Origin of the sequence: Paenibacillus sp. 8b26, from assembly GCF_050626875.1 — a bacterium.
Taxonomy (GTDB): Bacteria; Bacillota; Bacilli; order Paenibacillales; family Paenibacillaceae; genus Paenibacillus.
The window spans coordinates 2,818,635-2,831,649 of the sequence record NZ_CP192445.1; the positions used below are offsets into that span (position 1 = coordinate 2,818,635).

10 protein-coding genes and 2 pseudogenes are annotated in these 13,015 nt (G+C 44.1%); 3 read left to right on the forward strand and 9 right to left on the reverse strand.

Annotation, left to right across the window (positions count from 1 at the left end):
• Positions 1–170: 170 nt before the first annotated feature.
• The 6 genes and pseudogenes from ACQ4MX_RS13030 to ACQ4MX_RS13055 form a co-directional block, all read right to left on the reverse strand.
• On the reverse strand, positions 171–770 hold the full coding sequence (locus tag ACQ4MX_RS13030) for an NADPH-dependent F420 reductase (RefSeq protein WP_431091005.1): 600 nt from the start codon (positions 768–770) through the stop codon (positions 171–173).
• A gap of 75 nt (positions 771–845) precedes the next feature.
• Positions 846–1,580 carry an SDR family NAD(P)-dependent oxidoreductase gene (locus ACQ4MX_RS13035; protein ID WP_014277674.1) on the reverse strand — a complete coding sequence of 245 codons (735 nt, stop codon included), beginning with the start codon at positions 1,578–1,580 and terminating at the stop codon, positions 846–848.
• Between the two features lie 300 nt (positions 1,581–1,880).
• A pseudogene (locus ACQ4MX_RS13040) lies at positions 1,881–3,037 on the reverse strand (IS3 family transposase).
• Positions 3,038–3,316: 279 nt separating this feature from the next.
• Positions 3,317–3,658, reverse strand: a complete 342-nt coding sequence (locus tag ACQ4MX_RS13045) for an MmcQ/YjbR family DNA-binding protein (RefSeq protein WP_431091007.1) — start codon at positions 3,656–3,658, stop codon at positions 3,317–3,319.
• Between the two features lie 27 nt (positions 3,659–3,685).
• Complete coding sequence (locus tag ACQ4MX_RS13050; protein ID WP_431091009.1) at positions 3,686–5,011, reverse strand: replication-associated recombination protein A; 1,326 nt, start codon at positions 5,009–5,011, stop codon at positions 3,686–3,688.
• Between the two features lie 118 nt (positions 5,012–5,129).
• The gene (locus tag ACQ4MX_RS13055) at positions 5,130–5,891 is read right to left on the reverse strand and encodes an AraC family transcriptional regulator (protein WP_431091011.1); all 762 of its coding nucleotides are present in this window, start codon (positions 5,889–5,891) and stop codon (positions 5,130–5,132) included.
• A 509-nt stretch (positions 5,892–6,400) separates the two neighbouring features.
• Here ACQ4MX_RS13055 and ACQ4MX_RS13060 point away from each other — a divergent pair.
• Positions 6,401–7,246, forward strand: coding sequence for a radical SAM protein (locus tag ACQ4MX_RS13060; RefSeq protein WP_431091012.1), 846 nt, complete (start codon positions 6,401–6,403; stop codon positions 7,244–7,246).
• Between the two features lie 51 nt (positions 7,247–7,297).
• Positions 7,298–7,915: a 3'-5' exonuclease gene (locus ACQ4MX_RS13065; RefSeq protein WP_431091014.1), complete on the forward strand. Its 618-nt coding sequence runs from the start codon at positions 7,298–7,300 to the stop codon at positions 7,913–7,915.
• 581 nt (positions 7,916–8,496) lie between these two features.
• Here the strand turns inward: ACQ4MX_RS13065 and ACQ4MX_RS13070 are convergent.
• Complete coding sequence (locus tag ACQ4MX_RS13070; RefSeq protein ID WP_431091015.1) at positions 8,497–9,144, reverse strand: sugar O-acetyltransferase; 648 nt, start codon at positions 9,142–9,144, stop codon at positions 8,497–8,499.
• 23 nt (positions 9,145–9,167) lie between these two features.
• Positions 9,168–11,465, reverse strand: coding sequence for an ATP-binding cassette domain-containing protein (locus ACQ4MX_RS13075; protein WP_431091016.1), 2,298 nt, complete (start codon positions 11,463–11,465; stop codon positions 9,168–9,170).
• Positions 11,466–11,691: 226 nt separating this feature from the next.
• Here ACQ4MX_RS13075 and ACQ4MX_RS13080 point away from each other — a divergent pair, with 226 nt between their 5' ends.
• Positions 11,692–12,612, forward strand: a complete 921-nt coding sequence (locus tag ACQ4MX_RS13080; RefSeq protein WP_431091017.1) for an AraC family transcriptional regulator — start codon at positions 11,692–11,694, stop codon at positions 12,610–12,612.
• Positions 12,613–12,645: 33 nt separating this feature from the next.
• Here the strand turns inward: ACQ4MX_RS13080 and fecE are convergent.
• Positions 12,646–12,847 (reverse strand): annotated as a pseudogene (fecE, locus tag ACQ4MX_RS13085) (Fe(3+) dicitrate ABC transporter ATP-binding protein FecE); the annotation flags it as partial.
• Between the last annotated feature and the right edge of the window lie 168 nt (positions 12,848–13,015).

The window sequence follows — 13,015 nt, forward strand, 5'->3', positions numbered from 1 at the left end:
AGTGCCATGGCCCGTCAGCTCCCCGAGTAGGGCGTCAGACAGACCCACAAGCGCGCACACGCCAGATGATCGGCAAGCGTCTGTCTACCGGCGTCGCCCTCGCTTCAATCAAACGTGGCTGCCCTTTGTCCACGAGGCAGGATTGCATCGGAATTTGCGATCACGATTCATCAGTCGAGCTTGACCAAATCCTTAAAGATCAGTTGACCCCAGCTATTTCCGCGCGCCTGCACAAGCAGTCCGCCTTCCGAAAGCCCGCCAAGTTTGATCGGCGCGAAACCGAGATTTTCCGCAAGCGCACCAATCTCCGCTGCTGCGCCGTCATCGTCGCTCGCCAGGAACACGACTCTCCTGCCACCATGAACGGCCGGATCTTGGTCAAGGACGGCAGCCACCAAATGGTTGAAGCCCTTGACCAATCGTCCACCAGTGAAGGACTGCGCGACGAACTTGGAAGAAGGCTGTCCTCCCAGTTCCTCAGGGGGCACACCGTAGGCATTGGTCACATCGACGATGGTCTTCCCCTGCCAGGTGGGGAGCGCCTTCGCGACATCCGGGTGCGACTCGAAACGGACAGCCAAAAAGATGATGTCCGCCTTGACGGCGTCCGCCAATTTTTTGGGAATGATCTCTGGTCCGATCGCGGCCGCAGCGGATGCAAAGCTTTCCGGGTCGCGAGTGGTTGCAACGGATACTTCGATGCCGCTTCGGGCAAACGCCTTAGCAAGAGCCTGGCCGATCTTGCCGAAGCCAATAATTGCGTAGCTCATATATTTTTCTCCTTCGGTTTACCACGCCCTACGGGCTCCGAATATCGAATGGAGTGACCGGCCGGGCGTAGCGTGTCAGATTTGCGCTAGACCGCCGTCGACGGCGACCTCGCTGGCGGTCATGAAGCTGCTGTCCGATGATGCGAGAAAGGCGGCCACCGCCCCAATCTCCGCCGGATCAGCCATGCGCTGGAGCGGAGTCATCGAGGCGAAGACTTTTTGGCCCTCCTCGCCTAGCGATTCCTTCGCGAGCTCGGTTGCCGTCGCTCCGGGCGACAGCACGTTTACCCGGATGCCGGTGCCCTTCAGGTCCTCCGCCCAGGTCCGCGCGAGGTTGCGCACTGCCGCCTTACTCGCGCTGTAGGCGCTCATTGCCGGGGCGCCCGTGGTGCCAGCGCTCGATCCCGTTAGGATGATCGAACCGCCCTGGCCCATCAGCGGTAGCGCCTTCTGGACCGTGAGGATCGAACCCTTCACATTGGTGTCAAAGATTTCGTCAATGTGCTCAGCGGTGATCTCGCCGAGCGGAAGCTGGCTTCCCGCCCCGGCATTGGCGAAGACGATGTCGAGAGTTCCGCGCTCGGACTTCACCGCCGCGTAGAGTCGGTCGAGGTCGGCCAGATCAGAGACCGAGCCCTTCACCGCGCGGGCATTGGGCCCAAGGTCGGCCACAGCGGCGTCGAGCGCTTCCTGCCTGCGGCCGAAGATGAAGACGAAGGCGCCCTCCTCGATGAATCGCTTTGCTGCGGCGCGGCCGATGCCGGTAGCGCCCCCCGTGATGACTGCAACCTTACCTTCAAGCTTTCCCATGAATTTTCACCCTTTCGTTGTGTTGGACAGCATCTCTGGCCCATTTGCACAGATTGCTGTATCTTATGGATTTCACTGATCCAGTCACCGATTACTGTATTCGGATCAGTGATCCAATAATAATGGATCACTGATCCGTTTGTCAAGGCAACCATGCGAGCTGACGCCAGAAAAAATTGCAGTCATCTACTTGGGGTAATACCAGCGTAGCTGACACCACCCGGTTAGTGGTGTCAGCTATCGTTAGATCATTTGCCAATGGACTACTGTCAATAGAATGGACACCCAAAATCGAGAATTTCAAGCGGGTTTTCGGTACAACCGTTCATACTGATTTGGAGATACATAACCTAGGGAAGAGTGGATTCGTTTTCCATTATAAAAGCATGTAATATATTCGAAAATCTGCTTCTTTGCCTCATGACGGGTTTTGTAGTGGTCTAAGTAAATCAGTTCCTTCTTTAGAATGCTGTGAAAGGATTCGATACAGGCGTTGTCATTAACAGTTCCCCTTGCGGCTCATGCTGCCTTTCATATGGTACTTAACCAGCTTAGCTTGATACTCATGAGATGCGTATTGGCTCCCTTGATCAGAATGATGCAGAACTCCTTTGCCCGGTCGTTGGACACGATAGGCTTGGTCAAGGGACTGAATGACTAACTCTTTAGTCATCCGAGAATCCATGTGGAATCCTACGATTTTGCGGCTGTACAAGTCCATCACGCTCGTCAAATAAAGCCAGCCTTCATCGGTGGGAATATACGTAATATCCGTCATCCACACCTCGTTTGGGGCCCCCGCAACAAACTGCTGGTTTAAAAGGTTCTCATGAACAGGCAGGTGGTGTTTGGAGTTCATAGTTGCTTTGTATTTTTTCACGGTTCTGGACTTTAAACCAAGCTCCTTCATGATTCGCACTACCGTTTTTTCCGACACGGCAACTCCTTGCTGAACCAAAGCTTTATGAATCTTCCGGCTGCCATACAAACGGCGTGAATCCAAAAAAATCCGGCGGATACGTTGTAAGAGCTTTTCCCGTTGTTTTTGGCGTTCTTTATGAATCGTTCGAGTTTGTACCCATTTGTAATAGCCGCTTCGTGAAACGCCAAACACTGCACACATCTTTGCAACACGACACTGGAAGCGGTGATCATATATAAAAGAAAAGATCAGTGTCGGTCTTTGGCAAAGTAGTGCATCGCCTTTTTTAGAATATCGTTCTCCTCTTCCAGATCACGAATGCGTTTGTGGAGTTCTCTTGTGGCTTGTTCCTCTGGCTTCAGGTTCCCGCTGCCAGGGAAAGCCTGTTTCCCATCTTGGTTGTGTTCGGCTACCCAACGATACAGCGTGTTCGCGGAGATGCCCAATTCTCTCGCCCTTGAGAGACAGGTTTACCTTCTTCTTGAATCATTTGAACGGTTTGAACTTTAAAAGTCTTGTCGTAGTTTTTACTCATAGGGACGCACCTCGAATGAATTTGATTTTATTCTCGCATTCTCGATTCTCGGTGTCCACTTTTTAGTCTAGCATCATATTGAGGGAGCTTAATGAAAAGACCAAAGAGAATTAATTAAATACTTATCTAACCAAATAAAAGAGGTTTTTATTGATACAAACAGCGACAGACAACACTTTTATATGTTTACAAAGTGTTGTCTGTCGCTGTTTTATTGATTTCCCACCTAGAGAAACACACATTCCATTGTTCCTACATTGAATTACGTATCTATATAAGTTATTTTTTCACTTTACGTTTGGGTTTCGTTAGGTCAAAACTATGTTTTAGCATATCGTGAAGATCATCCTCCGGAAGGTTTCCATCTAAGATGATCGTATTCCAATGTTCTTTACTCATATGATATCCGGGCTTAACTTCTTCAAATGCGTTTCGAAGGAATTCAGATCGATCAGGATCACATTTCAAGTTAATGCAAAGATGATCATCTTTTTCAAATATTAACGCAAAGATCTTCTCGTTTCCTTTGTGGCGTATGGCTGTCCAACCGTCTCCAAAAGGATGATCCTCATATGAGGCTGGATAAGACAAACAGTATTCTACGATTTCTTCTAATTTCATTTTGATTTTCTCCTATTTATAAAGTTATTATTTTTGATTGTTGTTCTGCTTGTACCATGCTGCAATTTCTTCCATCCTTTGTTTAATTTTAGATTCAGATCCCTGTGTTGTCGGATGGTAATATTCGCGTCCGATCAGGGAGTCTGGCATGGTCTGCATCCTTGTTAGCTTTTCTTCTGTGTCATGGGCATACTGATACCCTTTGCCATAATTTAGCTCTTTCATAAGCTTCGTTGGAGCGTTCCGAAGTTGCAAAGGAACAGGTTCACTCATGGAGTGTAAGGCGTCTTTTTTCGCATAGCGATAAGCCAAGTAAGCTGAATTCGATTTGGGAGCCAGGGTCAGATAAATAACGGCTTGTGTTAGATGAACATCACACTCAGGCATTCCTATAAATTGACATGCCTGGAATACCGAAACAGTGATTTCCAATGCCCTATTGTCTGCCAAACCCACGTCCTCACTTGCAAACCTAACTAGCCTACGAGCGATAAATAAAGGATCTTCACCTGATTCCAACATTCGTGACAACCAATAAATAGATGCATTCACATCACTATTTCGCATGGATTTATGCAATGCAGAAATGATATTGTAGTGTTCTTCTCCATCTTTGTCATACAATAGTGATTTTCGATGAATAATTTGAAGCAGCCCTTCTTTGCTAATTTCAATAGCTTCACCTTGTTTCTCTCCATTTAGCACAGCCATTTCTAAGGTGTTTAATGCCACCCTGGCATCGCCATTTGAATATTCTGCAATAGCAGATAGTACGCCGTCTTCAAAACCGATCTTTTGATCTCCGTATCCTTTAGGATCCAAAATCGCTTTTTCTAACAACTCAACAATATCTTCACTGCTTAATTGATGAAGGACAAATACTTTGCTCCGAGATAGTAAGGCTGAGTTAACTTCAAACGATGGATTTTCGGTTGTCGCGCCGATGAGAATAATGCTTCCTTTTTCCACATACGGAAGAAAAGCATCCTGTTGTGCTTTATTGAAGCGATGAATTTCATCGATGAATAGAAGGGTTTTCTCCCCTAATTGCCTGTTTCCCTCAGCTTCCTTCATTACATTCCGGATATCTTTAATACCGCTAGTTACAGCACTAAAATCAATAAACTTAGACTTGGTTTGATTGGCAATGATTTTAGCTAGTGTTGTTTTGCCAACACCTGGAGGACCCCAAAATATCATAGAAGACACTTGATCATTCTTGATCATATCTTGCAGAACTTTTCCAGGGCCAAGTAAATGTTTCTGGCCTATAAAGTCTTCCAACGATTGAGGACGCACACGATTAGCCAACGGTCGATCATGTTCATTATCAAATAATGTTCCTTGTATCACAGTATCACTCCCTTTTGTAGAAGAAATGTGTTTCCTTAAAACTCTATAATGGTTAAACCAAGTCCTTTTAGATGTGTCCCCCAACCATGTACTTTCGGCATGATAAAAATATATATAATTAAAGGTTCTGCTTTCGGAATTCTACAGGCGTATAGCCAGTTTCCCGTTTGAAAAATTTACTAAAGTGAGTAGTTTCTTGAAAGTTAAGCATTTCTGCAATGTCGCTAATCAAGTAATCTGTATGCATTAATAAACGCTTAGCTTCGAGACTAATTCGAGCTGATATGAAAGCTTTAGCACTTATTCCAACAGCTGCGACTGTAACCCGTGTTAAAGTTTTTTCTGTGCAATTTAAAAGGGCAGCATAGTCACTAACATGATTTAATTTGGCATAATTTTTCTCCACTAATTCTTGAAATTTTAAAAACTTTTGTGAGACCTGAGAAGTAGAAGGGATTTTTTTTTGTTTATGAATAATGTTGAGCCAAGTTACGAATGCATAAAGCTGAAAGCGTAACAACATATGAACATCCTCTTTGGCTACTTGAATTAAAGAGTCTTGAACCATTTGCTCTATCAAAGTGATTGCTCGATGCAGCTCTGTATTATTTAAAGTTAAACTATTAGGCGTTCTTCCAATATCAAACGTTAAATTCAGTTCACTCAACGTAAGTGAAGCAGGAAGAAGGAATTCTTCACGGAATAGAATAACCCATCCGTCCCAGTTTTCATCGTGTCCAAAATTATGGACTTGTCCTGGTGTTACTACTATCAGTGTTCCTTCCTTACAAGGGATGGGTTCAAAATCGATCCATTGAGTACACATTCCTTCCGTGACACAAATGAGCATATAAAATTCATAACGATAAGTGATTTTCATACTATCCTCTGGTGTTCGCTTTTTGAGAGAAGATACACTAAAAATCTCCAGATCGTATGGGTAAGAAAACACTGGTTTATATTTAAGAGGTCTTATATTATTTTCCTGTTTGAATGGATGAACGATTACACGAACCTCCTTTAAGAGTATTTGATGAATCGAAGTGTCCGTAAAGTGTCATTAAATTTCCCGTTTTTGCCTTCATCGAATCTGATAAATGACCTAAAATGATCATATCATAATATTGGGACGAAACAAAACCGGTAGTGTGTAGAAGTAACATGTAATCCTAATGTGAGATACATTAAAGCCAATGATTAGTAGGGTTATGGGATTTTAGTGGTATGTTCTTAACTTAATTAGTTCAATTAAAAAATAACTGTTACGCTAGTGTCTCAGCAAAGCAGCACATATGATCCCTAAATAAAATTTTTACGTTACTCGTAGTGATTGATCCGATAGCTCTTTAATTTAAATGAGTATCAACACCCAAAATAAGGGGGGCTAACATGCAGGTTAATAGCATAACAGCAAAAAAAATCTTAACTGAAATGAAAGGAGATTCCACTGTTGGTTTCACACATTCATTAAATCCTTATAGTGGTTGTGCTTTTGGATGTAGGTATTGTTACGTTAGAGAAATGCCTATTCAAAGGTACAGTGATACTCCCTGGGGAGAATGGGTAAGCATCAAAACAAATGCGGCTGATAATTATCGGAATGAGATGGTCAGTCTCCGCCGAAGAAATAAACCCATTAATCTTTTTATGTCTACTGCAACAGATCCCTATCAACCACTGGAACGGAAGACGGAGCTAACACACTCTATTTTAGAGGAAATGGTCAAACACCCTCCAGATTTCCTTCAGATACAAACACGAAGTCCTCTTGTCGTAAGGGATCTTAATCTATTACTTGAACTAAATCAAAAATGTGAGGTCCTTGTCTCCATGACTATAGAAACAGATCGGGAAGATATGAAACGATTGTTCGCTCCCCATGCTCCGGGTATTAAGTTGCGCTTGAAGGCATTAAAAGAAGTGAATAACGTAGGCATCGCTACCCAAGCTTCCATTTCGCCTGTACTTCCATTCACACCCGATTTTCCTAAAACACTGGAGTCCATCGTTGATCGGATCTACATCGACACACTTAACATTGGAGATGGAACAAGGGGGAAACGTTCCGATCGCCTAGGCATGCCATTTTTGTTTAAAGAGAACGAGTTGTCTGGATGGTATCAAATGGATATTCATCTTAGAGTGGAAAAGTATTTTAAAAAATTTTTTCCGGAAGAAATGATATTCATTTCTTCCGATAAGGTTTATCCCTTAAAAGGAAAAGTACTTGAATAGGCGGGGCCTATCCTTCTTTTAAGGTATAGGAAGATAAAGGAGAATGAACAGTTGAACTTTACAGCAATTGATTTTGAAACCGCAAACTTAAACCGATCGAGTGCGTGCTCTCTGGGTTTAGTTCAAGTTAGAGATGGGATTGTAACAGGTGAATATGAATGGCTAATTGATCCACAACAGCCTTTTAATCGAATGAATATTGCCATCCATGGTATTACACCTTCCATGGTTGACGAGCAACCTATATTTGGAGAACTATGGGCAACCATTGAACCACTACTTTCCGGAGAAATTATTATTGCACATAATGCTGTTTTTGATATAAGCGTGCTAAGGTATTGTTTAGATGCCGCTGAAAAAAGCTATCCAGAGATACAATATTTATGTACGTACAGAATGGGCAAAAAGCTGCTACAAGAGCTATCCTCCCATAAATTAAACATCATCTCCAACCATTTCGGAATTCGTCTAAATCACCATAACGCACTCGATGATGCTCGGGCGTGTGCCCAAATTATGTTGAATTTAATGGAACAGCAAAAGGAATGTGATCCGCTGCTTTTTGCGAAATCCCTGGGATTTCAGGCGGGATCACTGTATTCAGGTGGGTATACGCCTTTCAGGAAACATAAAATCAATCAAAAACAGGTGAAAAATAAAGCGGAATAGATTTAAATGGACGTTTCCCGTTAGGTTTACGCTAGCGTTTAGTCTACAACTTTATTATTTCGGTTTATCAAGACCTAAATTTAAGAAAGTTAGATATAATAAAGGGTTTCACATATTAGTCATGACTAATATGTGAAACCCTTTATGTTCAACTATCGTTCCCCGTTAGCTTAGTCTGATTTATCAACTTTTTTCTGTAGGTTCATAAAATTTAGATCTACCCACACATTTAAAACTTCATATTCATTAAGATCTTCCTCGGACGAAGTGAATTCTTTGTCATTCATCAGTCCTACCAACCCCTTTGTCTGCCATATATAAGTTATTTCGCTTGAAGAAATTGATATAAAAAACCGCCGATAGTTCCTCAACAATACAATATATCTTTTCATGTACCCTTGGCCTATTTATTTGTCTCCGGCTTCTCTCAGATTCTGCTCGCGACAGACACCCTTGCCCTTGGCTAACGGTAGGTGTTCACTAGCCCCCGTTCATGACTTACACCTTAAAGATGATGCCCATGCTTGGCGTACCAGCAAAAAAAAGCATCGCCATCAAATTGAGGCGATGCTTTTAGAGTGTTACATATACTTATCAATCATCTCCTGCGGAATCTTTTTTCCATGGTCATAAATACAATCATCATCTGCTTCGATTCTTCTTAAAACACGGGCCGGTGAGCCGACCACAATTGTATTTTCTTCTACATCATGTGTAACAACGCTACCCGCTCCGACAATCGAATTGTCACCTATTCTAACTCCCGGAAGGACAATGGCCCCGGCTCCCAGCCAGACATTTTTTCCGATATGAACCGGTTTATTATATTGGATCTTGTGAATCCTCAATTTGGGAGAGACGGGATGGATTGCCGTAACAATGGAGACATTGGGGCCGATCATGCAATCATCGCCAATAAAGATATCTCCATCATCGACTAAATTCACATTGAAGTTGATAAAGACATTCCTTCCGACATGGACGTGACGAAGTCCGCAGTTTGCATAGATGGGCGGGATAATATATAAGCCTTCGCCATAGGTACCCACAGCCTCTTGTAAAAGCCTTTTTCTTTCTTCGAGCCCCTCTTTGGTTTCCGGTGTGCTGTTGAATTCATTCAGCTTTTGAACAAGCGTATGCTGGTAAGCAATGAATTCTTCGTCTACACTATCGTACATTTCTCCGGAATTCAGCATTTCATGATATTTTGTGTTTTTTTGTCTATTCATAATTCTCCTCCATTTGTAACTATTCAAGATTCTATACTTTCGAATACCGCCATCTTCAAATACCTGCCGGTCTTTGAATCCGGGCAGCTCATCAATTTGTCGGGTGTCCCGCAGAATAATACCTCACCGCCTTCACTTCCGCCATCCGGTCCCATGTCAATCACCCAGTCAGCCTGAGAAATCAGTTCCAACCTGTGCTCTACGATGATCACGGTGTTGTGATTAGCAACTAACTGCCTGAGGAGGTTGAGTAATTTCTCTATGTCCCGGTTGTGCAAGCCCATGCTAGGTTCATCCAGAATGTAAATATTACCTTCCTTGTATAGCTCACTAGACAGCTTGACACGCTGGATTTCCCCACCGGACAGAGTGCTGGTAGGCTGTCCCAGTGTAAGATACCCAAGGCCCACGTCCAACATGCACTGAAGAGGCTTACGTATCTTGTCTTCCTCAAAGAACTCCATCGCCTGCTCAATCGTGAGATCTATAATCTTCTCGATATTCATTCCGTGGTAGGTATAACTTAGAGCGGTCGGATTATAGCGATGACCGCTACATTCCTCGCATAAGACGACGACAGGCTCTGCAAAAGCCATATCATAGGATATTTTTCCTGTTCCTTTGCAAACTGGACAGGCACCTTTGGAATTAAAGCTGAACCATCCGGCTCCTACGCCGTTATCTTTGGCAAATAATTTACGTATCTCATCCATCACTCCTGTGTATGTAGCCGGAGTAGAACGGATGGACGTACCGATAGGCTTTTGATCAATAACGACCGCCTCCGGATAATACTCTGCAAATTCACGGCATGCCAGCGAACTTTTTCCAGAACCGGCCACACCGGTGATTGCCGTCAGTATACCTTTGGGGATGGTTACATGAACGTGTTTCAAGTTATGACTATGCGCATCCTTAATCTCAAAGCCCTCTTTCCATGGCAAGGGAGTTGGATTGATTTCGATTTTCTTTTTCATAGCCTGTGCAGTTAATCTGTTCGCTAGACTAAGTCCTGGTAAGTCCCCTTCGTAGACAATCTCACCGCCCTGAGTTCCAGCCAAAGGTCCCAACTCGATGATGTGGTCAGCCAGAGAAAGCATCTGACGGCTGTGCTCTACCACAAGGACATTATTATGCTTGTCACGAAGATTCATAAGGAGCTTGCCAATCCGCTCAGCATCAGCAGGATGCAATCCGGCAGTAGGCTCATCGAAAATATAGGTGATATTGCTCAGACTGCTGCCAAGATTCTGTACCATTTTGATTCTTTGGGCTTCTCCGCCGGAAAGTGTGTTGGTCTGGCGGAGAAGCGACAGATAGCCGATTCCCACCTCCACCATGCGCACTAAAAAAGATGAAATCTGCTTTGCTAAGGAAATACCCATGGGGTCATCGATTTCCTTCAGCACGATCAACAAGTCGCACACGGACATTTCCATATAGTCAACGATGTTATGACCATTAATTTTTGAGGCTAGAGCCTTTGGATTCAGTCCTGTGCAGTCACAAACGTTACAGGGTCCTTTGTAAACGTGAGATAGGATCTCATCCTGTAAGCCTTTCTTTAATTTGGAAATGTCCCGATTGAGGTAGAGTCTGCGGAAACGGGGAATCACCCCTTCGTAATCCACCCGATCAATTCTCCCGGTATTATTGGAACGCACTTCAATTTTTACCGTATCCTTTGTACCATAACGCAAGACTTCCCATTCTTCGGGTGAAAAATCCCTTAACTTTTTATCCGGATCAAGGAATGGATTGGTTAAATACAGGTAGCTCTGCCAACCGGCAGAAAACTGGCTGAACAATATAGCACTTTCCCTCAAGGTCGTATCCTTATCAAAAAGGCTGTCTTCCTTTAGCTCCAATCGCTCTCCGAGGCCGGTGCAGCTTGGACACATCCCCATCGGATGATTAAACGAATAAGCCATAGAACCACCTGCGCCGGGATTTCCGATACGAGAGAACAAAAGCCTGATAAGCGGTGCTACATCAACAGCCGTCCCCACCGTTGAACGGGCGCTGCCCCCGATTGCTTTCTGATCTACGAAAATTGCGGGTGTTATATTATTAATGGCAGATACCTTCGGCCTCTCATAGTGAGGCATTTTATTCCGGAGGAACATCGGATAAGAAGCCTGCCATTGTCTGCTGCTTTCTACCGCAATTGTGTCAAATGCCAGAGAGCTCTTGCCGGATCCGGAGACGCCCGCGAATACTACAAGTTTTCCTTTCGGAATCGTCACATCAATGTGTTTCAGGTTGTTTTCAGACGCACCGATGATTTCAATATTATCAGCGGTTCCATTATTCCTTTCCACGTACGCACCTTCCCACCTTCCCAGCTGTCTCATGCTTTTATAGATGCGCTGGATTTCTTTGTATTTTTTAATATGATTTTGTCTTTTAACAGGCATCAATAATTACAGCCAGCATTGACAGTACCCCGAACACATATTACGATTATAGAACCGAAATACACTATTAAAAAGCAATTATCATGCATTTTTATATCAAGATAGTACCAAAAATATTGGAGGTCAAATTATGCAATTCAAAACCTTACAGATAGGGGATGATTCACGGGAACGTATTTCATACAGTAGCTACTCCATTCCGCTGTCCATTTGTATTGATAACTTCGATGACTACTTTCGAAGAGAATGGAGCTGTCATTGGCATGAAGAATTTGAATTTGGTGTCGTCTTAAAGGGAACGATTGAATATACAATTTATGATGGTCAGGAACAAGTAGCCACCAAAGTTCTTCTGCATCAGGGTGATGGCATCTATATCAGCACCGGCTGCCTTCACAGCGCAAAAGCAATGGAGCCTGGTGCTGTTTTAGCAGGTTTTGTGTTTCCTATCACATTTTTTGATATCAAGCCCTTTGAGAATCTCTACAGTCAAAGTATTTGCCCGATCATAGAATCCGGAATTACTAATATGATCCTGCATGCCGGGGATCTGAATGACCAGCCACTGCTATCCAGTATGAAAGAGCTCTGTTCCATTACCGATCAGGAAATCGGATATGAACTGCACGGTATTGAAATGGTCTGCAAAATCTGGCGGCTCCTCACCATTAGAATTTCACGGGATAAAAAAGAAATGCGCACGCCATCTGCCAATCAAGTGCAGGCGCAGCGTTTGAAAGAAGTTGTGACTTTTATACATGCACAATTCAACGAACATATCAGCGTTGATGATATGGCCAGATCCGCAAGAATCAGCCGGACGGAGTGCTTTCGTTGCTTTCAGGCAATTTTAGGGAAATCCCCGATGGAATATGTGACAGAATACCGTTTATCTATGGCTACGATGATGCTGGCCAGTACCAACCGGACAGTTTCTGATATTGCTTCTTCCTGCGGCTTTAACACCCTCAGCTACTTTTGCAAATTGTTCCGGGAACAGTGCGGGCTATCGCCGAAAAAATATCGGGAACAGGCTCATGGTCGCCGTTAAGTGTCAAGAACACCTCTTGGTTGATCGCCACCATATTTGCTGGCCATACCGGGTCGCGTGGTTCAGATCGAGGACCACTTTGACGATGGTCCTCTCTTCCTCGGCATTCAGCCTCTGCAGGAGTTTCAGGACCTCCAGCTGATGGCCCATATGCAGGAAGGTGGTGTGCTCATCCAGGAAGAGATTGTTGTCTGCTGGGCAGCACCATAGCGATCCATGCACGCTGGTGCTGGCCCTATTCAAACGAAAAGGCTTTTCCGGCAGCGGCCGCCTGCGGAAAAGCCTTTTTTGTTGTCCCGGATGATTAGTTGATCGGAATATAGAGATCTACAACAAATCTTTTGCATCCCTCCGCCCCATGTATTGCTATTTTTTTACATTTTCCACTCTCAAATTAATCCCC

Coding starts and splice junctions, on each gene's coding strand:
- ACQ4MX_RS13030 (WP_431091005.1), bottom strand. CDS start 770: ATGAGCTACGCAATTATTGGCTTCGGCAAGATCGGCCAGGCTCTTGCT.
- ACQ4MX_RS13035 (WP_014277674.1), bottom strand. CDS start 1,580: ATGGGAAAGCTTGAAGGTAAGGTTGCAGTCATCACGGGGGGCGCTACC.
- ACQ4MX_RS13045 (WP_431091007.1), bottom strand. CDS start 3,658: ATGAAATTAGAAGAAATCGTAGAATACTGTTTGTCTTATCCAGCCTCA.
- ACQ4MX_RS13055 (WP_431091011.1), bottom strand. CDS start 5,891: ATGAAAATCACTTATCGTTATGAATTTTATATGCTCATTTGTGTCACG.
- ACQ4MX_RS13060 (WP_431091012.1), top strand. CDS start 6,401: ATGCAGGTTAATAGCATAACAGCAAAAAAAATCTTAACTGAAATGAAA.
- ACQ4MX_RS13070 (WP_431091015.1), bottom strand. CDS start 9,144: ATGAATAGACAAAAAAACACAAAATATCATGAAATGCTGAATTCCGGA.
- ACQ4MX_RS13080 (WP_431091017.1), top strand. CDS start 11,692: ATGCAATTCAAAACCTTACAGATAGGGGATGATTCACGGGAACGTATT.